Here is a 23,419-nt window from a genome sequence, read left to right as displayed (position 1 = left end):
AATAGGTATTAGCTGGCGTCACTGCGTAACTTCATAATAAGTTGATCATGAATTTCACTTTTCGGAACGATACTTAACTCGCCGTCAGCCTCAAACACCACTGCCATGACTCGGCTTGAATCACCGAAACCGGCTTTTCGAACACCTGCCTCTACTTCAATGCGGGTCAGGCGTGCATCTTTCATCGCATGCTCTATATACTCACCGTCGAAAAATACGAGTTGCGGCGAGGTTTTTACCACTTTGTCGAAAGTCGAAAAATGGGCGCTGGCCCAGGTAAGTAAATACTGTAAAAGGAAAAGTAGGCTAACCGCGACCAATACTTCAGCAATGACCACGTCTTTCAACAAGATAGCAGAGCCTAAGATGGAGCCTGCTGCTACGGTGATTATCCAATCAAAGTTGTTCATTTTAGCAAATGAGCGTTTCCCTACTAAATGTGTCGCTAAGATCAAAAAGGGATAAATAATCAAGGTAGTAGTGACAATGCGCGTTATTTCACTCCAAGATTCAAAAAACATATTTCTCTCCATTTTAGGTGTTGAATGAATGAACTGTGGTAGACATTTCAGTGTCCCTGCGAGCGGATATTCGCGCTTTAACGACTCTTCTAGAAATCAACTATTATGCCAATGTCGAATTATCTGCAAAGGTATTGTAAAGATGGATAAAGAACCCGTGCCCCAAGGGGTGATTGAGGCTAGAGGTATACAATACCCTCGTGTTAACACGGGGAAATGGGCAATTAGAAGGTAAATTTTTTCTTACTGCCTATGTAGCATTTGCAAAGGAAGCGTGGGCAGTGCCGAGCAAAAAGCGGTTCAATGTTTTATGTCGCCACGTTTATGCTCACAAGTTTTATCAATGGTCTCGTCGTTAAATTCAAGTTCAAGTTCAAGTTCAAGTTCAAGCTCAAGTTCAAGGTCAAGTTCAGGTACATTTTCAAACTTAAACGCTGGTTGAGCAACGACACAATTGGCTGGCATTCTAAGCGCTGCACGTATCTAAAAAGCAGTATCTATTTAAAGTACAGAACTTATTAAAGGGTGCTTTCTATTTAAATAACAACGCGAGTATACAGGCCACTGCATAGCTCAAGATAGCGAGTCAGCGGGTGAAAAACGCATCTACCTGTCGTTCTGCTGCCATAAGTCACGATATGCACTGTTTATCACCGGTAATTGCACGTTGGATACGTTGCGTAATAGGTTAACAGCGAGATATTCGAGCGTTTATGTGGTAGCATAGCGATGCATTTAAAGCGCTAAGGCATTCAAATTTACCGTACCGGGCAACAAGCAGATGGTATGAGATTATGAATAAGCCTAAACAAACTGATGAAGCTTACATACAAACAATATTTATTGTCGGCATGTGCAGATATAAGCAGCGTATGGTAGTCCTGATAATTGAGGGCTCAACGCCTTAAAAAGAACACGTCAGGTTAGTAAGTACCTCAGTTTGTGCATAAATAATAATGAAAATGGAGGTACATAAATGGAACCTGATATCGATGTGGCTAATAGTAAAAAGCAAGAAGTGAATCAAGTATTGCGCTCGTCACTGCTGAAGGTGGGGATTGAGGCAGATTCTACCGAAGAGCTTATCAATACCACCCTTAATCCTGCAATTTCAGTTAGAGCCCCTAAAAAGCCCATCTCAAACGATGAAACAGATCCAAACATCGGCACTAATCAACAAACGGCAGACGCGATTAAACCCGGCAATATAAAGCTTAGTATCAGTACGTTGATTGAGCATATTGAGAGAAGCCAACCCAGTGGATTTCAGCACAAGCAGGAGCCATGGCTGGGGATTTACGCCTTCATTGAGCTGCTGCGCCTGATAAGTGATTTGCAAGAGGTGACCATCAGTGAAAACGACGCCATGGTGATCTGGTGTATGTGGTTTGTCAGAGCCCGCAGGACTAATACGATCAGCGGTAAAGATTTGTTGACTAAAATTAACTCTCACTTGATCCGTTATGAGCGCAGCGCTCTGATGGAAGATGAGTTAGAAAGCAGCTTAAAAAATCTGCAAGAAATCAGCGCTATCCGTAAATCCAAAAATGCAGCAGACAGTTGGTATTTGGTAGGCTGGGTGAAAAGAACCTACTAAAAGAGTAACATCAGCTGAGCAACGCCGCCTTTTAGAGCCAAATCCGGTGATGAGATGGCGGCGATATTTTGGTTTATTCTAACTTTGTTTTTATTTAGCCTTTACGTCTGTGCTGTTTACGTGCCATTCATACAAAAAGTAAGTACTACTGTGCCTCCCGTACTGTTTTTCCAGTTTGTTATTTTCTTTTTTCTTTTTCAGTTAACTCATTAACAAGTAGGTTTCCTTGCATTCGAATTCCTTACCGCCAAGTGCGGACAATCCTCCACATTATGCAATAACGCCCCCATCAGCACGTGACCCAAACCCCGAAGAAGCACGATTCATTAGCCTAAGCTGGTTTGGTCGAATTTTTTCCCCGCTACAGGTAGATCTTAAATTCGATGAGTCCGGTGTGTATTTTCCAGAAGGTGCCAGACTATCAAAAGAATTAAAATCACTTTTGGGTGCTAACCATATAGGCAGCGGTGGAAAGAAATCTGTCACCTTTTTATCTTGGCAACATTTTGATATTCCACCTGTCTTTGAGTGGCGCTGGCTTGGCGCTACGATGATATTCCAGGTAAACGCATTGGCTCATGAACTGCATTTTTTGGGATACCGTAGTAGCCAATTTCAAGCAGGTCAGATTCAGGCTGAGTGGGGGAATTACCACCAAAGCAGATTATTGCAGTTGGTGAATAACATAGAAAATGCGACGCAAGCAAGGTATCTCAGGCATTCACACGTCATCGCCATTAAGCAGCGCGTAGCGCTTGAGTATCCACGATGGCACACTTGGGCGCAGAATGCTCCTTTGGACAGTACCGTAAAAGAGGCTGTTACAAAGTTAAAGGCAATGCATCATTGGGAGCAAGCGGATATTGCGGCAATACGAGAAGGCTACATTCAAAAACAACTTCATTTGCATGCAGATTTTTTTCAGCGAGTTGAGTCAAACCCTTTAACAGACAAACAACGTCGTGCCTGTATTATAGATGATGACAATAATCTACTACTTGCTGGAGCAGGGACCGGAAAAACCAGTGTAATGGTCGGCCGAGCAGGCTACTTGCTAACGAGCGGTCAAGCGAAACCAGACGATATTTTACTACTGGCTTACGGTCAAAAAGCCGCCACTGAAATAGACGAGCGCATTAAGCACAAGCTAGACGGACAAAGCATCAAAGCCAGCACCTTTCACAGCTTGGGACTATACATTATTACCAGCGTCGAAGGTAAAAAGCCGACCTTATCCCCATGGGTGAATGACGAGCAAAAGAAAAATCAATGGGTATTGGCAAGCCTAGAAAATCAGCTGCAAAATGTATCCTATCAAAAACAAGTGATTGAATACTTAAGCAACTATTACTATCAATCAATGAGTCCGTTCGATTTTGACGCTTTATCTGATTACTCCCGTTATTTGAATGAAAACAATGTGCGTACGTTGAAAGGGGAGCCGGTAAATTGTTTCGGACACCTGCACATTGCTAACTGGTTGTATCGAAATGGCATTGAATATCGTTACCAAGCTAAATATGCTTTTGACGTTGAAAATAAGCATATGGGTGGGAACAGAGCAGATTTTTATTTACCACACGCTGATGTGTATATCGAATATTACGTGCTAGATGATGAGGATAATACACCCAGTTATACCGATAACAATCGTTATCAAGCAATGATGGAAAATAAACGACAACTGTATAGCTATCATGGTTCAAGATGTATTGAACTATTTTATTATCAATACGTTAACGGAAAATTGAACAGCGTACTAAAACGTTCTGACAATAAATTACAAGTCAGTAACGTTCCTTTATCAAATGAAAAGATGCTGAACACGTTACAAAAATCTAATTATTTGAGCGAACTTGCAATCTTGTTTTGTCAGTTAATCGGCTTATACAAATCAGCTATTTCTAGTAAGTTCAGTGTAAAAGCTGTGCTGGCAGATATTACCTCAAAGGACAAAGCAATTGATTCTAAGCAAGCACAAATTGCTTTTACTTTGCTGCGGCCTATATTTCAGCATTACCAGAAGCATTTGAGCCAGCACGCTTACATTGATTTTGAAGATATGATCAGCAAAGCGATAACGTATGTGGAAAAAGGGCATTTTACAGCACCATGGCGATACATAATGGTGGATGAGTTTCAGGATATCTCAGAGCCTAGAGCTCGTTTAGTGCGATCACTAAGAGACAGCACGCGTTCTGTTAGCGCGTTACCAAGAAAAAATGAGAGTGTGCCTTCAAGCCGTGAGGTGTTACCGCGCAAACAAAGTCAATCGGCGTCTATATTTTGTGTTGGCGATGATTGGCAAGCCATATATCGATTTAGTGGCGCAGATGTGAGCTTGACTACGCAGTTTACCCAGTACTTCGGCCACAGCAGTGAAAATGTTTTAGACCAGACGTTTCGTTTCAATAATAGAATTGGTGATGTGGCCACTCAATTTATCAGTCGAAATCCGGCGCAGATAACCAAGAATATTCGCTCTCTCGTTAAAGTAGCGGACCCAAGAATAAGGGTTCTATACAGTGATACTCGATTGAACAGCGAGACTCAGTCATCAAATACTGAAAAGTTACTGCACCAAGCGTTAGCTACTTTAGCAGGCAAAGTGGATGAAATATCTGAGCAACATAATAAGCGCGGGAAGACCGAAAAAATTGGACCAACACAGAGCAGCAAGAAGAATACACTGCGGCAGCGCTCAAAGCCTACAGTCTACATTCTAGCGCGTTTTTGGTTTCAACTACCGGATAGAGAAGGTCTGGAAGCGCTCAATAAGCGATACACTAAGCTACTTATAAGTTGCTTGTCGTTTCACGCAGCGAAGGGAAAGGAAGCGGACTACGCCATTATCACCGGCATGACTGCAGGCAAGCATGGCTTTCCGGCAGATAAAGTCACTTCACCTGTGGTAGAGGCACTTTTACCCAAACAAGAAACGTTTACGTACGCAGAAGAAAGACGCTTATTTTATGTAGCGCTTACTCGCGCTAAACATCACGTTTATGTCCTCGCTGACATGACCCAAGCGAGCGCTTTTGTCACTGAGTTAATGAATGGTAAGTACGATGTTGAGCTTACATTGTGTAATGAAAATTAAGATGTAATAAAAACTAAGATGCAAAAAAACATGTTACCCAACTCGTATGGGTGACATTCGCAAGATACAGAGCATTAGCAGGCAAAAACATACATTCATCACTTAGTTGTTGCTATTATCTCGGCCTTTGTTTTCGTTAATCTTAAAAATCACAGGGGCTATTGTGGCAACAATCGAGCGTAAAGAAATTAAACAACGTATGAGTCGAGTGGTTATTCATCAGGGAACGGTCTACCTCTGCGGCCAAGTGGCAGCCGATGCCAATAAAGGTATCGAAGAGCAAACTCAAACCATGTTGGACAAAGTGGATGCGCTTTTGTTGAGTGCTGACTCTGATCGTGAGCATATTTTGTCAGCTACTATCTATATTAAGGATATGACAGATTTCGCTGCGATGAACACCGTGTGGGACGCCTGGGTGCCAGATGGGCATGCACCAGCAAGGGCGTGCGTTCAAGCCTCTATGGCAAGACCTGAATTATTAGTCGAAATATCGGTAGTTGCGGCTCAAAAATAATCCTAGAGTATAAATACAAAAACAAAGTAAAACGAGGTATCGCTTTTGATTTTGCTCTCAAGTGTGCCAGGTGCATTCCAGCCGAAGATTTAATCTACTAAGGGCGAACACTGGGCTAGTAATAGTCGTGCTCACCCTTATAGTCTTTTTGAATTTTATTCATCATTAGAAGGTGAATCTCCCCTTTGATAGTGTTAATTTGTTGTTAACTTACAACAAATTGAACATTCAATATGCTTAATCAGCCTTTTACACATGAACCCTGGTACTTATTAACGCTAGCACTTGGCGCTGTGCTAGCGTTGTTATTTCTAATTGTGCGTGTTCGTTTGCATGCTTTTATCGCTCTGTCGCTTGTGAGTCTAGTGACTGCATTAGCCGCTGGGATCAGCATCATGGAAGTGGTGCCAACTTTGATGAGCAGCTTCGGTGGTACGCTCGCATCGGTGGCATTACTGGTAGGCTTAGGCGCTATGATAGGCAAGTTGCTCGAAGTTTCGGGCGGGGCGCAAGTATTGGCTGACAACTTAGTCAATCGTTTTGGTGAAGACAAAGCGCCTTTAGCACTGGGTGTCGCTTCGTTGTGCTTTGGGTTTCCAATCTTTTTTGACGCTGGGTTAATAGTGATGATGCCCATTATCTTCAGCGTAGCCCGGCGATTCAATGGCTCGGTATTAACCTATGCCTTGCCGGCAGCTGGCGCATTTGCCGTGATGCATGCTTTCGTACCACCGCACCCAGGGCCTGTTGCAGCAGCAGAATTCTTAGGTGCGAATATTAGTTTGCTGTTGATGGTGGGGTTAGCTATTGCTATTCCTACTTGGTATCTGGGCGCTTACCTATACGGTCAATATGCGGGTAAACGTTTTGATATTCCTTTGCATTCGCTATTCAATCAAGACGAACAGTCATCGAGGGATTTAACCAGTGGCGAATTGCCCAGCTTTTCTAGCGTGATACTGATTTTACTCTTGCCCGTGTGCTTAATTTTTATGGATACTGGCCTTAATACGTTGATTGCTGCGAATGTTATCCAAGGTGAAAGTGCATTTGTGCATACGTTGCGTTTATTGGGCAAAACACCGGTAGCGCTACTTATTACATTATTAGTCAGCATTGCACTTTTTAGCCGTCGCTATGGCATGGGAAAAATTGAGCAGTGGTGCGGGGACTCTTTAGCGCCTATTTGCGGGGTGATTTTAGTGACAGGCGCTGGCGGCATGTTTGGTGGTGTGCTTAGAGCCAGTGGGATTGGCGATGCTTTAGCAGGCTTACTAGCCGATACTGGTATGCCGATTATCGTAGCGGGTTTTATTATCTCTGCCAGTTTACGCGTGGCCCAGGGCTCAGCGACAGTTGCACTGACCACTACGGCTGCGCTATTAACGCCAATGGTTGCCGTTACGCCGGGTTTGTCTGCGATAGATTTGTGTTGCTTGGTTATCGCTATTGCGGGTGGCGCGACGGTGTTGTCTCACTTTAATGACTCTGGCTTTTGGTTGGTCAGTAGACTGTTAAATATGGATGAAAAAACCACCTTGAAAACATGGACGGTAATGGAGACCTTACTCGGTAGCTTGGCATTTATGTTTGCTTGGTGTTTAAGCCAAATTTTTTAGTCTGACATGTCATGGGCGCTTATCTTTGCTACAGTGCAGGTCATGGGCATCTTAGTTAAAGTCATTGTTTAACGTTAGGCTCTATCTGCTCACACCAGATCGGTTGTCGCTAGGTGTAAAAAGGGCTGGATATTGAAATGCGCGTAAATGGTCAAGAGATGCAACAAGCAAATACCAACGACATGGTTTTCGACGTGGTATCCACACTTGTACTCATTAGCGAGTGCATGACGTGAAAGCCAGGTGATTATATTGCCGCGGGCACGCCTTTAGGGGTGGGGTAACCAAGAAATCCGCCTGTGTTCTTGCAAACGGGAGCTATTGCCGAAGTAGAGGTTCAAAGAGCGGAAATTTTGAAAAACGGTATTGACCTCAATGAGACGATACTAGTAAAGTTTGGCTCCGTATATTAAATAAGGTCACTTACACCTGGTGTAGGTCCACAGGAATTAAATGACAAACCAAACCTCAATCCTCTGTTTACCGAAATGTTTAGAATTTTTCAACTTCTGCGAGCATCTGACTGAAGTCTGCCAGTTCTACTTCTAAATATTCACCACCGTCGCGCCACTCGATACCAATAACAACATTATCTTCGGCTAAATCTTCAACCCAAAATTCCAGCCAATCTGATACTGAAATAGCCTTGGGGATATAGTCTTCCCATTCATCTACACAATGCTCTTTGGCGAGCTGCGCATTTGACCATAGTGGCATCACGTCCGTGTCTTCAAAATTAATCGAATCTAATATTACCCAGCCGTCACTGGTTTTATCTTGTAACGCCCATAACTCTTGGGTGTTTTTAATTTGCGCCATAAAATCGGCTGAGTCGATGTGGGTATCTGTCATGGTGAGCTCTAGTTGGCTGATTTGTGGCGCAATGATACGGCCTTAATTAGCGACTCACAATATAAGATTACTGATAACGTCCACATGTTTTAATCACTATGTTAATTGAAAGCAAACGTGCCGCATTCTTTAAATTCTATTTGATACTTCAATGGCATTGTTCAATGCACTACTGAACCATTAAGCTCAAAATCAGCGTGCTGCCACGCTTTTAAAAATCGCTTGTTAACTTTGCTGGCCTCCGTTGATAGCCCTTGAGCCAGTAGTGCCTGATGTAAGCCATAAAGGGACCAACCATTCTCTGGAAATACGTGTAAATCGGCTTGGTAGACGTGTTGGGCCTTTATCGATTCACCGGCTGCAAGTAGTGCGGCTCCAAGTGACTGGCGTACAGGGGCGTGCCAATCGGAAGGCTCATTATAGTTAAGTGAGTCTTCAAGCGCGCTGGCTTTTGTAAGCGCGTCAATGGCAGCGGAATAATTCTTGGCCTTGGTTTCTATTTCGCCTTCAAGCACTAGCGCAGCAATATTAATGACACTGTAGGCATCATTTATTTGCCAGACTGTTATATCTTTGAGGTTTTTGTTCTTCGCTCGTTGTTTCAAGTGTTGTAGGTGGGTTCTCGCTTGCAAGATATGTCCATTAGAGCTAAGTGCGCTACCCTGGGCGTAATGCCACACCGCTAGCGGATATAAGAGTTTTGCCGCAGGTTTGGGAATGTTCATGATTTTTTCCCATTTACCGAAACGTACATAAGCATACCTAGGTGGTACCCAATAATGCTGGAGGGTTCCAAGACCTTCTTGCGTCATTAGACGCGTGTCTATATGCGCCGCCATGTGCTCAGCCGCTTTGATTGCTTTTTGACTATTGCCTTGCATACTAGCCATCGACCATAAAAAATGCCGATTATGTGGTACGTAAGCTAATGGATATACCCCTTGTTGGCGGCATTGTGTGATGTAGTTATTATCGACCAAAATGGCGTGTTCGTTACTCAGTCCCCCCTGTTGATAGCGACCAGTACGAATATAAATATGTGAAGGCATATGCACCAGATGACCCGCACCAGGCACTGCCGTTTCAAGTATTTTTGCACTGGCGAGCCCCCGCTCAGGTTGTTTTGAAGCTTCTACAGCGTGAATGTAATAATGATTTAGCCCTGCATGAGATGGGCTGAGCTTTAGTCCGCCTTCTAACATCGCTAATATTTCATCGGTCGATTCTTTAGGTCGACCATCGTTTTTCCAGTAATCCCAGCTATGAATAACCACGAGTGCTTCAGCCAATAGGGTGCGAAGGTTGGCATCATCCGGATATTCCATGACCAGTGCTCGCATAGCATCTGCATAGTTTGCATCTAGACGATTACGATCAGATAGAGACTCGTCTAGGGAGTATCTTTGCCTGAGTGCATGAATAAGCGCAGCTTCTTTAGGAGAAGCGCACTCAATTAACGCAAGTGCCTGAGTTATGGCTTCATGAGCGGGCTGCACTGCACTTGGCTCCAATGCTCCATTAATACTTGGGCCTAAGACTAATGCTTGGCCCCAAAAAGCGATAGCGCTTCTTGGATCTAGCGCTGCGACTTGTTTAAACGAGCGGTGTGCTTCTAAGTGGTTAAATCCATATGTAAGGGCTATGGCTTGGTTAAAAAATACGTATGCATCTTTATTGCCGGTAGATGGATAAAAACCATGCTCTCCTATACCTGATAGCTTAGGTGCGATTTGCCCAGCAAAAATGTTGTTCTCAATATTCAGTGCATGCTCTGAGGGTTCATTGACGTTGGCGATAGATTGGTTTGAGCATATGAGGCATGACGCGCTAATGGGGCTTCGGCGGTATTTGATGAGCAGCCGATGAACGTCAATGTACAAAATAGTGCAAAAGCTAAAGATTTACTACTTGGGATAGATTCGAATTTGACACGTCCGAAGTGAATACGGAAAGCGTTATTCAGGTCAATTTTTATGTGTAAAGAAACAGCATCAAGTGCAATGAATAGTTGTTTAACGGCTTTCATGTTTATGTCTTTATCGTTTTGTTTTAAATTGCTATTACTCCACGTTAGGCACGGGTTAGCATTACAAAGCCGAATCTACTTAGTGAATTAAATCTTCTAGCACGATAGAACAAGCGAGTTCCTGAGCCCAAATTATAGTGGCATTGTGAAAACTGTCATGGGCATTCCCTCAGATTTGATTAATCTTCAATTTTATACAAATAGACATATTAAAAGGCCGGGTATATTCTACTTATTCCTATAAATGCAAAATATAACTGTTTAAGTTCCTTTTTGTTATAAGTTTGTTAGTGCAATGTAGCGTTGTGCTGAGATTGAATTTGGATTGAGATACATGGATTCTGTTTTACTGATAATTTTTATTTCGTTGGCCATTGCAACTGTCTTGAACATAGTGCTGAAGAAGCTTTCTGTGTCACATATTATCGGCTACATCATGACAGGGACCATTATTAGCAATATTTTCCATTTCGATGATAGCGAAAAGTTGCACTCTCTCGATCTGATAGGCGAATTTGGTATTGTCTTTTTAATGTTCACCATTGGTTTAGAGCTTTCATTTAATAAGCTTAAAAAAATGAAGGAACTGGTGTTTATCAATGGGTTCGTACAAGTCGTGGGTAGTGCGTTGCTCATTTTTGCTATCGCTTACTATCTATTTTCACAAACAATTACGGCGTCGGTGATTATTGCATTGGCGTTTAGTTTGTCATCGACAGCCATTGTTTTAAGTTACCTGAAAAAATCAAAAGACGTTGTGACCCCTTATGGTGAAAAATCGGTGGCGATCCTGATTTTTCAAGATTTAGCCGTGATCCCCATACTGCTATTAATAAGCTTCTTAGCAAATAGCGAGCTGTCTGTAGGTGACGTGCTTTTGAATACCTTACTGTCAGCCACCTTGGTGATTGTGTTCATGTTTACGCTGGGCAAGAAGATTATTGAATGGCTGCTGCATTTTTCCACAAATGCTAAACTGGAAGAGCTATTTTTGGGCTCTGTGCTGACCATTGTGATCGGTGCCTCATTGCTTGCCCATGAAATGGGATTTACTTACTCATTAGGTGCATTCATAGCCGGTATGATCATCGCGGAAACCAATTTTCATGTCAAAGTTGAGTCAGACATCGCTTCCTATAAAGACATTTTGCTTGGTGCGTTTTTCTTTTCCATCGGCACGAAAATAGATATCGCTTATTTTTATCACGAGTTCTTCATGGTACTGGGTGTTTTAGCATTAGCTATGCTGACAAAAGCGCTATTTATTTTTGCGCTAATACGCCGCAAGTCAAATAAAAGTGATGCAGTTAAAACTGCCATCGCTTTGTGCCAAATAGGCGAATTTTCATTTGCGATATTTTCGCTGGCGTTGTCAGAAAATATAATTTCTAACGAGTTAGGTAGCTTCCTTATTCTCGTGACCGTGCTGTCGATGATAGTCACGCCTTTTATGGTCAACAATATCTATAAGTTAGCTTCATTTTTCGTGGTTGAATTCTTCGAGTCAGATAAAATCACCCCCATCAATGAACAGCAGCACACCGTCATTTGTGGCTTTGCCATTGTCGGACGTATTGTGGCAAAGGAGCTTAAAGCGAAGGGCATACGTTTCATCATTATTTCCGATAATTTACAACATGTACTACTTGCTCGAGAACGGGGCTACATGGCTTACTTTGGACACTTAGACAAACGACCCGTTCTGGAATCATTGAAAATAGAAGAATCAGCAAGTGTTATTTTAACCGTGACGAATTTAGTCAAAAAGAAAATTATTTGCCAAGCCGTCTTGAACTTTCATCCTCAGGCTAAGGTGATTGTGAAAATTAATAGCCAAGAAGAGAAAAGGGCACTAATGGGAATGGGGATATGCGCATTTGTGCATGCTGAACACGAAACCGCTCGATTATTAGTTAAAAAAAGTATCTCTAATAGCGTTGAGGTGGACGATACGCTGGCTACTGATTAACAAAGTGACTTATTAATAAAAGTCAATTAGTCTTTATGTTGATTGAATTATAAGCAATTTGCATAAGCCTCTCAATACGCTTCTATATATGTTCTAGTGGTTATGGGGGATTTTTCTTTACTTAGGTGTCGTAAAATAGTTACCATTAACAGTCGAATTAATTAACCGCTTTTTTAGGCAAACTAATCATGGATTTACACAGCAGTGAACTGCCGGTCATATTAAGAAACCTCAGAAAAGAGGCGGGTTATACTCAAGGTGATTTAGCGCTGCGCTTGGGGTTGAGTCGTGAAACGGTTTCAGCGATAGAGAATAATAAGCCAGAATCTTTGCGAACATTGCAAATTGAGGTTGTGAAAAAGTGGTGGTCTGTATGCCGTAGTAAGGCCAAAGAAGAAACCCGTAACAATTTCGTCAATCAAATCGTAGGCTACTTTAAATTTATCACGGATAGATTCTAAGTCCCTGTGTTTGTAGGCTCTTCCCGTCTCCCAAAAATCTTTGGTTCGGTTCTTTTTGTATGTGCCGGATTTCTCACTTACGGTGATGGATTACTGTTCGAAAAAATTTACCTAGCCCTATTAGGGTTTGTTGCCGTGTTATTTATTCGCGACATTAACCTTGTCAGCATTATTATTATTTCTGCAGCCGCTAATTTGTCTTCAGAATTACTTTATCCTCTTGTTATCAGCGAAAAATTCCAGGTCTCTTTAAAACTGGCTACGTATCTAGTGACCTGTTGGACCTTGTATAAAGTTAGTGAAGATAGTCTTCGATGGCCGACAGCGATTGTGGTTGTGCTATGTCTTGGGGCTGAGGCTTATTGGTATTTGACTTCCCAAGAAGCAGCAATGATCTTTTGGTACGTTCTGTTGCTAACGATAAACCTGTGGGTTAGGCATTTCCTCTTTGCACGTGTGTTTATTATGGCGAAGTACTTTCCTAAGCAATATAGCTCGCTGGATCTGGATCACACCCTATACCAACTGGTTTTCTTTTACATACTATTGCACCAATTTATATTAGTCGAGTACGTTTTACGTCGTGTCTTTGACCTTCCAAGTACCTTTGTTTACTACGCCGCACCCTACATATTCCACGGGCTAACTACTTATTCTGCCCTTTTGGTCCTCATCCAAGGTTACATACTAATATCGAAAAATTGGTTTAAAGCCTAAACTCGTCTCTTCCCAACATACTGTGTATATGTTCATATTTTAACCTTATATGTGACATTGCCGATATAGATCCTTGATAATCATTTTGGTGGAAATTTCTCCGCTGAAAATATTAATAGGATCTAAGTCATGAAAAAATTCACTCTTACTGCCACTGTTGTTTTATCTATTTTTGCCTCTAGCTCAGCATCTGCGATAGGTACGGGTGGGAAAATGGTTCCACCAAGCTTGATAGGAACCGGTGGGAAAATGGTGCCACCAGCGCAAATCGGCACAGGCGGTAAGATGGTACCTCCTAGCTTTACTGTCGCTGATTTATCAAATAGCGCGTCTAGCCTAATAGGAACCGGTGGGAAAATGGTACCACCAGCGCAAATCGGTACAGGCGGAAAGATGGTACCTCCTAGCTTTACTGTCGCCGATTTATCAAATAGCGCGTATAGCCTAATAGGAACCGGTGGGAAAATGGTGCCACCAGCGCAAATCGGTACAGGCGGTAAGATGGTACCTCCTAGCTTTACTGTCGCCGATTTATCAAATAGCGCGTTTAGCCTCATAGGAACCGGTGGGAAAATGGTGCCACCAGCGCAAATCGGTACAGGCGGTAAGATGGTACCTCCTAGCTTTACTGTCGCTGATTTATCAAATAGCGCGTTTAGCCTCATAGGAACCGGTGGGAAAATGGTGCCACCAGCGCAAATCGGCACAGGCGGTAAGATGGTACCACCAGCTGCGGTGGCATAATCGGCGTATATTTTTGTAAAAGTACACTCAGCAAAAGAATAGAGCGCCTAGATCATTACGATCAGGCGTTTTGTTTATGATTACCCTTCCAAAGTAGTAAATAGTAATAATTCTCATTTAATGATTGACTATCATTGTAATCAGTATATAGTTGATATTGTCAACCACTTGAGGAGCTGAGATGAAACCCAAAGCACGTTTAGTTAGCGTTACACGCGTAGAATCATTGTCGCCACATTTACGTCGGATCGTATTTAGTTCAGAACAACTGGCTGGTTTCCCCCAAGGAAAAGAAGGTGCTCATGTAAAGGTACTGGTACCTCATCCGGGGGAACAATTTCCTGAACTCGCTTTTGATGCACCCAAACCAGCATTTAAGCGCTCTTATACCATTCGCAGCTTTGATGCAGGATCGTTAGCGTTAACCATTGATTTTGTAGTCAATCGACACGCAGGTCCAGCGACGAATTGGGCTAGTGCGGCCAAAGTAGGGGACTTCGCAGCAATTGCCGGCCCTGGAGCCCCTAAGTTAAGCAACTACAATGAAGACAACTACTTACTTATTGGTGATCTAACCTCTATAAACGCAGTTAATGGTTTTGCTAGATACATACCGAAACAGGCAAACTTAAAATCGATTATTACTGTACCCACACGCGCTGATGTGATCGCCATGGATGCGGGGGTGCACCTCAATATAGAGTGGCATATCGAAGATGAATCAAGCCATACACTCGAACAACACGTTGAAAGGGTCGCTAAAATAATGCCCTGTGACAACACTCAGGTATTTTTCGGCTTAGAAGCGCGTAGCGTGCGAACAATAAAAGGCATATTGTTGGATGACTTAGGTTATGAGCGCATGAATCTATTCGCTACTGGCTATTGGAAGAAAGGTGTGGATGCAGATAAATTTAATCGCCAGAAGCAGCAGAGCCCGCTTTAAATTTTACTAAAGCAAAACAATACTGCTCAATGGCGTTGGCCCATCTGATGTCTTTAACGACTAAAAAGCGTAATTTGCGCCTAAATATATCGCGCGAGGCTGTCCACCGAAATACCGGTAGGAGCCAAACGCGTAATCCGCTCGGCTGGCATATTCTTCATCGAAGACATTTTCAAGCTTGGCATTAAGGCGTACCTGCTTATTGATTTGCCATTGGGCCCGTATATTGAACAAGTCGTGTCCGGCATATTCATGTTCATTTGCTGGATCAAGAAAGTAACTGCCAATGTGTTGCCACTCTAACGCTAGGGATGTGGCATTCGTGGGCTGCCATTCTAAGCGGGCGTTGCCTTGTTGACGAGGGGCAGTATCGATTTCGTTGCCATTTACAACGCCACTGCTTAAACGATCAAAGTCATACTCATGCTTTGCGTACGCATAGTTGGCCAAAAAACGTAAGTTATCTAAAACGTTTATGCTAACTGTTAGTTCAACACCGCTATGGTTTGTTTCGCCATTAGTTACATTTAAACCATCGTCATCACGAAAGAAAAAGTTATCCTTCTGCATTCGGTATATGACCCCTTGGAACGTTAACACTTGATAGGCACCTCTTATGCCAGCTTCAATACTGTTAATTTCTTCGGAATCAATAGTGCCTATGGTTTGTTGGTTTTGGAGCCGATATAAATCCGTCGTTTGAGGCGCTCGAAACCCGTTAGACCAATTCGCAAACAAAGAGATATTATCACTTACACGGTAATTAGCGCCTATTTTGGCACTGGTGTTATTGAAACGGTCAGTGCGATCTTCTGGGCGTTGATACAAGCAACTCACAGCTTGACCGTCATTGTTGATACAAGATGTGCCATCCGCCTTGGTTGTGCCATTCGCGATTAAATTATCATAGTCATATTCTGTGCTATCAAATCTAACATTGGTGGTAAAGACAAGCGCCTCGTTATATTGCCAATTGACTTGGATATATGGTGCAAGGGTCGATGAATCGACCTCATAGTCAAAATGCACACCTTGTTGTCTTGCTTTTCCGAAACTAAAGCGGTCTGTTTGCTCTTGGGTTTCGGTCAGTTCACCTTGCGTCCAGTCTATATCGATGCCAACCACAAGGGAGACGGATTGGTTTACTTGCCATTGGTAATCAGAATTGACACCCAGGCTAAAGTGACTGTTTTCTTCGATAGCGCGTGAGGGGAGGTAGTGCTGGCGAAATTCCATACTGTTACTTCGAAAATACGGTGTAACGTTAATCAATTCATCGTTGTTAACTTGATAAGCAATATGCGTTGCGCCTCGAATGGAAGACCATTGCCGATACGCATCGGGATCACAGTTTTTCTCCATTGCTGAGCGATCTTTATATAATTTATCGGGCGCGACGTTAGAGCTAAAGCAACCCTCACCGTTATCACCAGAGGCGATAAAACCTGCAGTGTCTTGGTCAAGATCAAAACCAGACAGTGAGCTTTGGATAGTCAGTTGGTCTCGCTGATAATCATGACGTAAGCCTAATTTACTCGAGGTAAAACCGCTGTCGTTTTGATAACCGCCATCGTCAACAACCTGCATATTCAGGCCGATGCCTTGGGTTGCAGGTCCTTTATCGTCAATGTGACCCAATGCACCGTTAAACTGAACTCTATCATTAGGGCCAAATGTGATGCCTACGTCTGCGCCATTGCTCGGCGTGAGACTCAATACATTGATAACACCGTGCACTGCGTTAGAACCATATACTGCGCTATTTGGGCCTTGGATAACTTCGATGCCATCCGCTTGGGCCAAATTTAACTCGGCTAAACCATTGTTATTGGCAAACCCAGCAGCACGTGTCGCCACGCCATCTTGCATAAATAGAAAAGCCCCCCCAGCGCCCGGGCCTGTGAGAATAGGCGAGCGTAGGGAAGGCAAGTTTTCAACACCATTGTTAGCTTGCACGTATACGCCGCTGGCTCGATTGAGTATATCGCTGGCAAGGGCAGCATTGACTCGCTCAATCTCTTGCTCGCCAATAAGATTAACATTGCTGCTAAGTGCCATTATGTCAGTGTTTTGATGGGAGCCGCTAACAACGATGACTTCAACAGGTGATTGTTGCGCAACGACGAAGGAACTTTGTAGTACAAGAGAAAGCGTCGCGAAAGGGGCTACTGATTTTTGCAAGAGCATGAATACCTTAAATTAAACTGCAACTTAGGGCGGCATTCTACCTGTATTCGTATGCTCGTTAAAAGCAGCAATGTTATTCACCTAGAGTTATTTTCAGTGAAGCGATTAACCAATCTTGAGCGAAATAGGCTAAGGGCCTGTTTTACAGTTTGGGTTTCAAAGCTCGGGTTTGACAGCGCGATTCTTACATTAAGACATTTAATCAAATAGCGTGCTAGGGCATAGCGGGTTTGTCAGAATGCACATTCACATCGATGGCATCTGACACGTTTAAATGAACATCTTGTTGGGGATACGCAATCTCAATACCCGCCTGTTTAAACGCTTTTTCAATGTGCATGTGTAACTCATGGGTCACCATGGCTCTGTCGACAACGGCACGGGCAAAAACACGCAACTCAAAATCTAGGCTGCTCGCCCCGAATGCTAAAAACAAAGCGGCGGGAGCGGGATCGTCAAATACATTGTGACTATCAGTCGCAACTTGAAGGAGTAACGATACGACTTTATCAGTGTCACTGCCATAGGCAACACCCACAGGTATTACGATACGGGTGACAGGGTCTGATAATGTCCAGTTAATAAAATCTTGGGTAATAAAGGTTTTATTAGGGATGATAAGCTCTTTTCTGTCCCAGTCACTGACGGTGGTCGCACGGATACGGATCCGCGTTACGGTGCCGCTGTGACCGGCAATAGTGATGGTATCGCCTAAGCGTATAGGGCGCTCAAATAAGATAACAATACCGGATACAAAATTAGCCACAATTTCTTGCAAACCAAAACCCAAACCCACGCCCAGCGCAGCAATAAGCCATTGTAGTTTAGACCACTGGGCTCCAAGTATATTCACCGATACAATAATCCCGATGATCACTATGCTGTATTTGAGCATAGTGGTAATAGCGTAACTCGTGCCGGGGGACAAATTTAACCTCCCCAAGATAGTCATTTCTAATAAACCTGGTAAGTTTCGAACACCGACAAAACTGATAACAAGAATGGCCAAGCTTAACAAGCAGCTCCATAGCGTGATGCGTTGTGCTGGGGAATTTGGGTCGTCGCTGCTAATTTCCCACATGACGATATCGTCTAACGAATAGGCGATGGGTGATATGTCTTGCCAGACCATAGATAAAGCGGCTAGCAGCATCAACCAAATAATTAGGCGGATAACGGCTTTGGTTTGAGCCGTTATTGTATGTCTGTCGAGTTCTTGGGTATCGATGATTTCGGGTACGCCTTCACCGGATTGTTCAGCGGCTTCTTGTTGCGCATTGGCGACAATCGAGGCTGCCCGTTTACTGCGTATTTTTTCAAGTGCGATACGTCGTGCATTAACCGAAACCGCGCGCTCTGCCGTGTAGTAGCAAAGCAGGGCGAGGGTACACAACCACGCAGATTCGAGTAGCAAAGCGAGGATGCGCTGAGCGCTGTATTGATAGCCAATAGCCGACAGTATGATCAAGAATACGGGGACTAGTATTAACAACGAATACAAAAAGTAGGAAAAACGCTTAGCGCTGTGCTGTGAGGTGCGGTAACGCTGGTAGGCGTTACGCGTAACCCTGGTGCCCGCAATAGCTAAGGAAAAGCTCAATATAATCAACGCAAATTGTCCTAAGTCTTCCCGGATCTCCACGCTGGCTTGATTGTTCAACAGGGTCATAATGATGACGACAGGGATAAAAACAATAATCAATAAACGATTATTTTTACGTAGCAAAGCCAGATTCGATTCACTCCATTTGAAGTGGATTTCCCCCAGTCCATTTTTACGCACAATTTGCAGCATAAATTCCAAGTAGAGCATCACTAATCCACCGACAAAAAAAGCATTACTCAGGCTATTGGCGAAGCCTGATTGTGCATCGCAAAGTAATGCGGCTGCGAAGAGTAATAGCGCAGGCGGCAAAGATAACCCAAAGGTAATGGCTAACCCCAGTAGGGTATATTGAAAGGCATCAGTTTGTACCTTACCAACTAATGGGGCTATTTGTGTGAGACGTTGTTTAATACGCTTTCTGAACAAGAGGGTAAGAATCAAGGCGACGAATATACTTACTACGCCGATTTGATTGTGTTGTAAGTTTGCATTGATTGCCTGAGAAACATTTTGCCAGTGCTCAGCACGAAAGAGCCAACTGGCAGACGTGCCCGCAGCCGCAATCGTTCCTAAATCAAACGGAGTGGCGCTAGGTATCCAAAATAAGTTGCTTTCAAGTAAGTCGCTATAGGTTTCGGTGCGTTCGTTTAAATAGCGCAATTTATCGAGCAACACGGATAACACATCAACGTGTTGGGTATAAATTGAACCTAGCTGAGATATTAACTCTCTGCGCTGGTCAACTAAGCTTTTAACCTCGTCTTTCCAGCGGGCATTATCTTGTCCGATTTGATTCATTAACGCGTTAATTTCCAAGGTATCAAAGGGTGCCCGGCGTTGATTAATGCTGAACATGGCAACGCGATTCTCCACCAATGAGCCCTCCGTTTTCTTGATCCACTCGTCACCATTAACGAAGCGTGAAGCTAATTCCCATTCTTGTCGCAGCGCATTACCAAATATTGCTGAGGATTCGTACACCTCAAGCTCAAGGAGTCTGTTTAAGGAGGAAAATTTGTTATTCAGTTCATTTATTTGCGTTTGGATCTCGTTAAGCTTTTGACTCGTGGCGTCTTGTTGTTCCGTTAATGATGCGGCTTTTTTCGCTAATGCTTCATTTTGCTTGGCTATGTCCTGTAGTGTGCTTGGCGCGCTGATTAAAGAGGCAGTAGTTGCTTCAAGCTGAGCCAACATAGAGGCATTTTCTTTCTCATCCAATTGATTTTGTAATCTGGTCAATGCGTCAAGTAACTCAAGGTGAGCGCTCAGTTTTTTTTGTTCAAACGAGATTTCTGCGTCAAGAATGGCGAGGTGATCCGGACGATAAGCGAGGCGCTGCTTCAGTGAATCTATCTTGGCTTGCAGCATTTTACGCTGGGTGGCTTGTGCTACGCTTGTCGCCAATTGGCTAGGGTTAGCACTTTCATCGGCCCCTAAATTAGCATTGGTAGTATCGATTGCAGTTTGTGTATCACTGATGATTTGGCGCAGCAGTAAACGCCGCTCATCATCTAGTGCCGCTTTTAATTCAGATACCTTTGCTCGACCACTGGTGACCTCACCCTCGGTATCTGTTGACAAAGTAACCAAGGTTTGAAGTGAAAGAGGCTTATTGGGTAATGTGGGCGGAGTAAAGTTAATGTGGGCTTGCTTAATGTTCGTTAGTGTTTTTGGCGCATCTTTAATGGCTTGCTTGTACTTTTCGCTTTGCTGTTCAAATTGTTGTGTTGCACGGATGTTTTCAATCGCTTGCTGGTACGAGGTTTCAATTTCGACTTTTTGTTGTTCAGAAATCTGTGCTGCATCTGAGGCAGTTTTTAAACGTTGTTGAATTTCTTCAATGCTGGGTATTAACTCATCGTCTGCATAACTAAATGCACTTGTGATAAAGGACAACAGGAAAATAAAGCGAAACAAAAGGGAAAACGTTGACGTACGCATAGGGATCCTAACAAGAGTGACATTCCATCATACCTTAGAAGCAGTGCGTGCGTCTTGTGCTGGAGGAACTGAAAAAAGCCGACGGTATTCACGACTAAATTGAGACGCGCTGGTATAGCCAACTTCAAAGGCAGCGGAGGTGGCATTGTGCTGTTCAAACATCATTTTTCGTTTAGCAGCATGTAAGCGCACCATTTTGATGTATTGAATGGGTGAAGTATTTGTCGCTGCTTTGAAGTGATGATAAAACGACGATTCACTCATATTGGCTTTACTGGCCAGTGTTGCAATATCCATGCTCGAGGCATAGTGACGATTAATAAATTGCAGTACATTTGCTATGTGATATTGCTGTCTGTCTTGGCATGCAAACGCCCGTAGCAATGAGCCGTGTTCTGCGTTCAGTATGTGGTAAATTAACTCTTTAAGTGCGAGTTGACCTAGTACATGCGCTTTTGTCGTTGAGTGGGCACAACCTAGTAACCTCGATAAGGTGTGTTGAATGTCAGTGTTCATTTTACTGACATAAATTCCCCTATATGACGTACCGTCGTTACTCTGTCTGTCGATTGCTGTGACGGGGGCTTCTGGTTCATCTGGCATCTGCATCAATAACTCATTGATCATGTGGGTTTCAAGGCTAATGCGTGCGGCGAGATAGGGACGTTGCTCGCTGGCTTGTAATATTTGCCCCTCCAGCGGCAAAGGCACGCAACTGACTAAGTAATGCATGGGATCGTATTGATAGCGTTCTTTGCCGAGGTAGGCCGCTTTAGAGCCAAGTAACACCATGTATATACTAGGTTGGTATATGACAGGCATAGGGCTCATCGTTGGCGTGTCTCTACGAAATAGGCTTAAATGTGGAACGCTAGTATTAAAGTCTCCCTCATGTGGCGCCAGTTCAAATACTTTTTTAATTAACTCTGTCATAACCGACACCTAGGTTTTAGCTTGTTGATTGTGATTTAGTATGCCACCTACGCGAAAATGAAAAAGAGGCTTTGTACTAGATTGTAGGATTAGGCAATGTTTTTCGAGGATCACCCAATCATAAAAATATCTGGCACCGCTATTATTGTATCTGCCCATTACATATTTATTTTGAAGGAGTCAGCGCAATGCACAAGCGGCAATTAGGTCAACAAGGGTTAACGGTGTCCAGTATCGGTTTAGGGTGTATGGGAATGTCAGATTTTTACGGCACCCAAGATCGCGAGCGTTCATTTGCAACTTTAGAGCAAGCCGTCAACAGTGGAGTCTCTTTCTGGGATACATCCGATATTTACGGCCCAAAAACGAATGAGCAACTTATTGGAACGTTCTTTAAACAGCACAAAGGCGCGCGAAGCAAGATCACATTAGCCACTAAGTTTGGCATTATGCGCGATGATACGGGCGGCTTTCTAGGGTTTAATGGCCATCCTAACTATGTGAAACAGGCTTGTGAAGCAAGCTTAAAACGATTGGGTACAGATTGTATTGATTTGTACTACCAGCACCGTATGGATCCTAACGTCCCGATCGAAGATACCGTCGGTGCGATGTCTGATTTGGTTACTCAAGGAAAAGTGAGGTTTCTGGGGTTATCAGAGGCGGGCAGTGATACGCTAAAGCGTGCTCATGCTGTGCATCCTATCAGCGCATTGCAGAGCGAATATTCATTATGGAGCCGAGACATTGAAACGAACATCTTACCAACTTGTGATGAGCTTGGAATAGGATTAGTCGCATACAGCCCGTTAGGCCGCGGTTTTCTAACTGGAGCCATCACGTCACGTGATGACTTGGAGGCGGGTGACTGGCGCCTAACGAATCCTCGTTTTTCAGAACAAAACTTCGCCAATAATTTGGCTCTTGTGGATGCGATACATCATATTGCACAGTCGTTAAATTGTACGCCGGCGCAATTAGCCTTAGCGTGGATAGCTGAGCAAAGCCCACATTATGTGTCTATACCTGGTACACGAAACCCCTCAAGAATTGTCGAAAACGCTTCAGCCGCAGAATTAATCATTAGCCAGCAACAATGGGTAGACATCAATCTTAAAATTGAACGCTGCCAAGTATTTGGACAGCGATATACAGACGAAGCAATGGCAGCGCTGGGGCAGTAGGTGCTCCGCGCTAGAGTGTATCTTCACGTACTAAATTGTCGGCTATTTTATGAGCAATAGTGTCAAAAAGGTCGATTTCTTGAGGACTTAACCCTTGGGTCATTTGTGACTGTATTGTTTTTTTCGCAGCTTTGAGTTGTGTCATCAATGTTTTGCCAGCGCTACTCAACGTTAAAATTTGGCTGCGCTTATCTTCCGGATGAGCGTCTTTATTTATCAAGTCGGCTGCAAGTAGTTCTTTTACTAATCTTGCAACTTGTGCCTTGTCACGGCTCAGTCGAGTAACGATATGATTTGCAGTACAGTCTGGCGTTTCTGCTATTACCGTCAAGCTTCTTACGTGCATAGCACCTATGCCTAACTCGTTCGCATCTATGGCGGCCCTGATCGTGACTCGATAACGTTCTGAAATAGCAAAGATATGCTCTATGAAGTGCGAATGCATTAATATGACGCCTATAAGCTGGTTTAGTTGATTCTATCAACAAATAGCGCACGC

The 23,419-nt window shown here is 43.5% G+C and carries 18 protein-coding genes; 10 read left to right on the top strand and 8 right to left on the bottom strand.

Annotated features, from left to right (window positions below):
* Positions 1–8: 8 nt before the first annotated feature.
* Together AC0VYA_RS11435 and AC0VYA_RS11430 are read right to left on the bottom strand one after the other, a co-directional pair.
* Positions 9–521 (bottom strand): YetF domain-containing protein, encoded by a 513-nt coding sequence (locus AC0VYA_RS11435; protein WP_473480795.1) that lies wholly within the window; start codon positions 519–521, stop codon positions 9–11.
* A gap of 300 nt (positions 522–821) precedes the next feature.
* Positions 822–986, bottom strand: a complete 165-nt coding sequence (locus AC0VYA_RS11430) for a hypothetical protein (protein WP_475488326.1) — start codon at positions 984–986, stop codon at positions 822–824.
* Positions 987–1,497: 511 nt separating this feature from the next.
* On the opposite strand from AC0VYA_RS11430, the gene AC0VYA_RS11425 reads away from it, so the two are divergent.
* The 5 genes from AC0VYA_RS11425 to AC0VYA_RS11405 all read left to right on the top strand — a co-directional run bounded on the left by AC0VYA_RS11425 (position 1,498) and on the right by AC0VYA_RS11405 (position 7,590).
* Entirely contained in the window at positions 1,498–2,118 is a 621-nt protein-coding gene (locus AC0VYA_RS11425; protein WP_475488325.1) for a hypothetical protein, read from the top strand.
* A gap of 226 nt (positions 2,119–2,344) precedes the next feature.
* Positions 2,345–5,218, top strand: coding sequence for a UvrD-helicase domain-containing protein (locus tag AC0VYA_RS11420; protein WP_475488324.1), 2,874 nt, complete (start codon positions 2,345–2,347; stop codon positions 5,216–5,218).
* A 163-nt stretch (positions 5,219–5,381) separates the two neighbouring features.
* Complete coding sequence (locus AC0VYA_RS11415) at positions 5,382–5,735, top strand: Rid family hydrolase (protein ID WP_473480785.1); 354 nt, start codon at positions 5,382–5,384, stop codon at positions 5,733–5,735.
* A 233-nt stretch (positions 5,736–5,968) separates the two neighbouring features.
* Positions 5,969–7,354 carry a GntP family permease gene (locus AC0VYA_RS11410; protein WP_011575065.1) on the top strand — a complete coding sequence of 462 codons (1,386 nt, stop codon included), beginning with the start codon at positions 5,969–5,971 and terminating at the stop codon, positions 7,352–7,354.
* Positions 7,355–7,491: 137 nt separating this feature from the next.
* Positions 7,492–7,590, top strand: a complete 99-nt coding sequence (locus AC0VYA_RS11405) for a hypothetical protein (protein ID WP_367643188.1) — start codon at positions 7,492–7,494, stop codon at positions 7,588–7,590.
* A gap of 256 nt (positions 7,591–7,846) precedes the next feature.
* On the opposite strand, the gene AC0VYA_RS11400 is transcribed toward AC0VYA_RS11405, so the two are convergent.
* Together AC0VYA_RS11400 and AC0VYA_RS11395 are read right to left on the bottom strand one after the other, a co-directional pair.
* Entirely contained in the window at positions 7,847–8,206 is a 360-nt protein-coding gene (locus AC0VYA_RS11400; protein ID WP_011575064.1) for a DUF2750 domain-containing protein, read from the bottom strand.
* Between the two features lie 161 nt (positions 8,207–8,367).
* A complete protein-coding gene (locus tag AC0VYA_RS11395; RefSeq protein ID WP_475488323.1) occupies positions 8,368–10,086 on the bottom strand; it encodes a tetratricopeptide repeat protein in 1,719 nt (572 codons plus the stop codon).
* Between the two features lie 480 nt (positions 10,087–10,566).
* Here AC0VYA_RS11395 and AC0VYA_RS11390 point away from each other — a divergent pair, with 480 nt between their 5' ends.
* From AC0VYA_RS11390 to AC0VYA_RS11375, 4 genes are all read left to right on the top strand, one after another.
* Complete coding sequence (locus AC0VYA_RS11390) at positions 10,567–12,201, top strand: cation:proton antiporter domain-containing protein (RefSeq protein ID WP_475488322.1); 1,635 nt, start codon at positions 10,567–10,569, stop codon at positions 12,199–12,201.
* A 188-nt stretch (positions 12,202–12,389) separates the two neighbouring features.
* On the top strand, positions 12,390–12,662 hold the full coding sequence (locus AC0VYA_RS11385) for a helix-turn-helix transcriptional regulator (RefSeq protein ID WP_006992215.1): 273 nt from the start codon (positions 12,390–12,392) through the stop codon (positions 12,660–12,662).
* A gap of 846 nt (positions 12,663–13,508) precedes the next feature.
* The gene (locus AC0VYA_RS11380) at positions 13,509–14,123 is read left to right on the top strand and encodes a hypothetical protein (protein WP_475488321.1); all 615 of its coding nucleotides are present in this window, start codon (positions 13,509–13,511) and stop codon (positions 14,121–14,123) included.
* A 181-nt stretch (positions 14,124–14,304) separates the two neighbouring features.
* Positions 14,305–15,069, top strand: a complete 765-nt coding sequence (locus AC0VYA_RS11375) for a siderophore-interacting protein (protein ID WP_475488320.1) — start codon at positions 14,305–14,307, stop codon at positions 15,067–15,069.
* Positions 15,070–15,129: 60 nt separating this feature from the next.
* Here AC0VYA_RS11375 and AC0VYA_RS11370 read toward each other — a convergent pair whose 3' ends face one another.
* The 3 genes from AC0VYA_RS11370 to AC0VYA_RS11360 form a co-directional block, all read right to left on the bottom strand.
* The gene (locus tag AC0VYA_RS11370; RefSeq protein WP_475488319.1) at positions 15,130–17,256 is read right to left on the bottom strand and encodes a TonB-dependent receptor; all 2,127 of its coding nucleotides are present in this window, start codon (positions 17,254–17,256) and stop codon (positions 15,130–15,132) included.
* A gap of 214 nt (positions 17,257–17,470) precedes the next feature.
* Positions 17,471–20,803: a mechanosensitive ion channel domain-containing protein gene (locus tag AC0VYA_RS11365; RefSeq protein WP_475488318.1), complete on the bottom strand. Its 3,333-nt coding sequence runs from the start codon at positions 20,801–20,803 to the stop codon at positions 17,471–17,473.
* Between the two features lie 27 nt (positions 20,804–20,830).
* Positions 20,831–21,736 (bottom strand): AraC family transcriptional regulator, encoded by a 906-nt coding sequence (locus tag AC0VYA_RS11360; protein WP_475488317.1) that lies wholly within the window; start codon positions 21,734–21,736, stop codon positions 20,831–20,833.
* Between the two features lie 188 nt (positions 21,737–21,924).
* Here AC0VYA_RS11360 and AC0VYA_RS11355 point away from each other — a divergent pair, with 188 nt between their 5' ends.
* A complete protein-coding gene (locus AC0VYA_RS11355; RefSeq protein ID WP_475488316.1) occupies positions 21,925–22,920 on the top strand; it encodes an aldo/keto reductase in 996 nt (331 codons plus the stop codon).
* Between the two features lie 10 nt (positions 22,921–22,930).
* Here the strand turns inward: AC0VYA_RS11355 and AC0VYA_RS11350 are convergent, their stop codons facing one another.
* Positions 22,931–23,365, bottom strand: coding sequence for a MarR family winged helix-turn-helix transcriptional regulator (locus AC0VYA_RS11350; RefSeq protein WP_475488315.1), 435 nt, complete (start codon positions 23,363–23,365; stop codon positions 22,931–22,933).
* Between the last annotated feature and the right edge of the window lie 54 nt (positions 23,366–23,419).

Source organism: Paraglaciecola sp. QJM3NY_14 (assembly GCF_056173245.1).
Note: the sequence above shows the minus strand (reverse complement) of the source record. Positions and strands in the feature narration are given on the sequence as shown.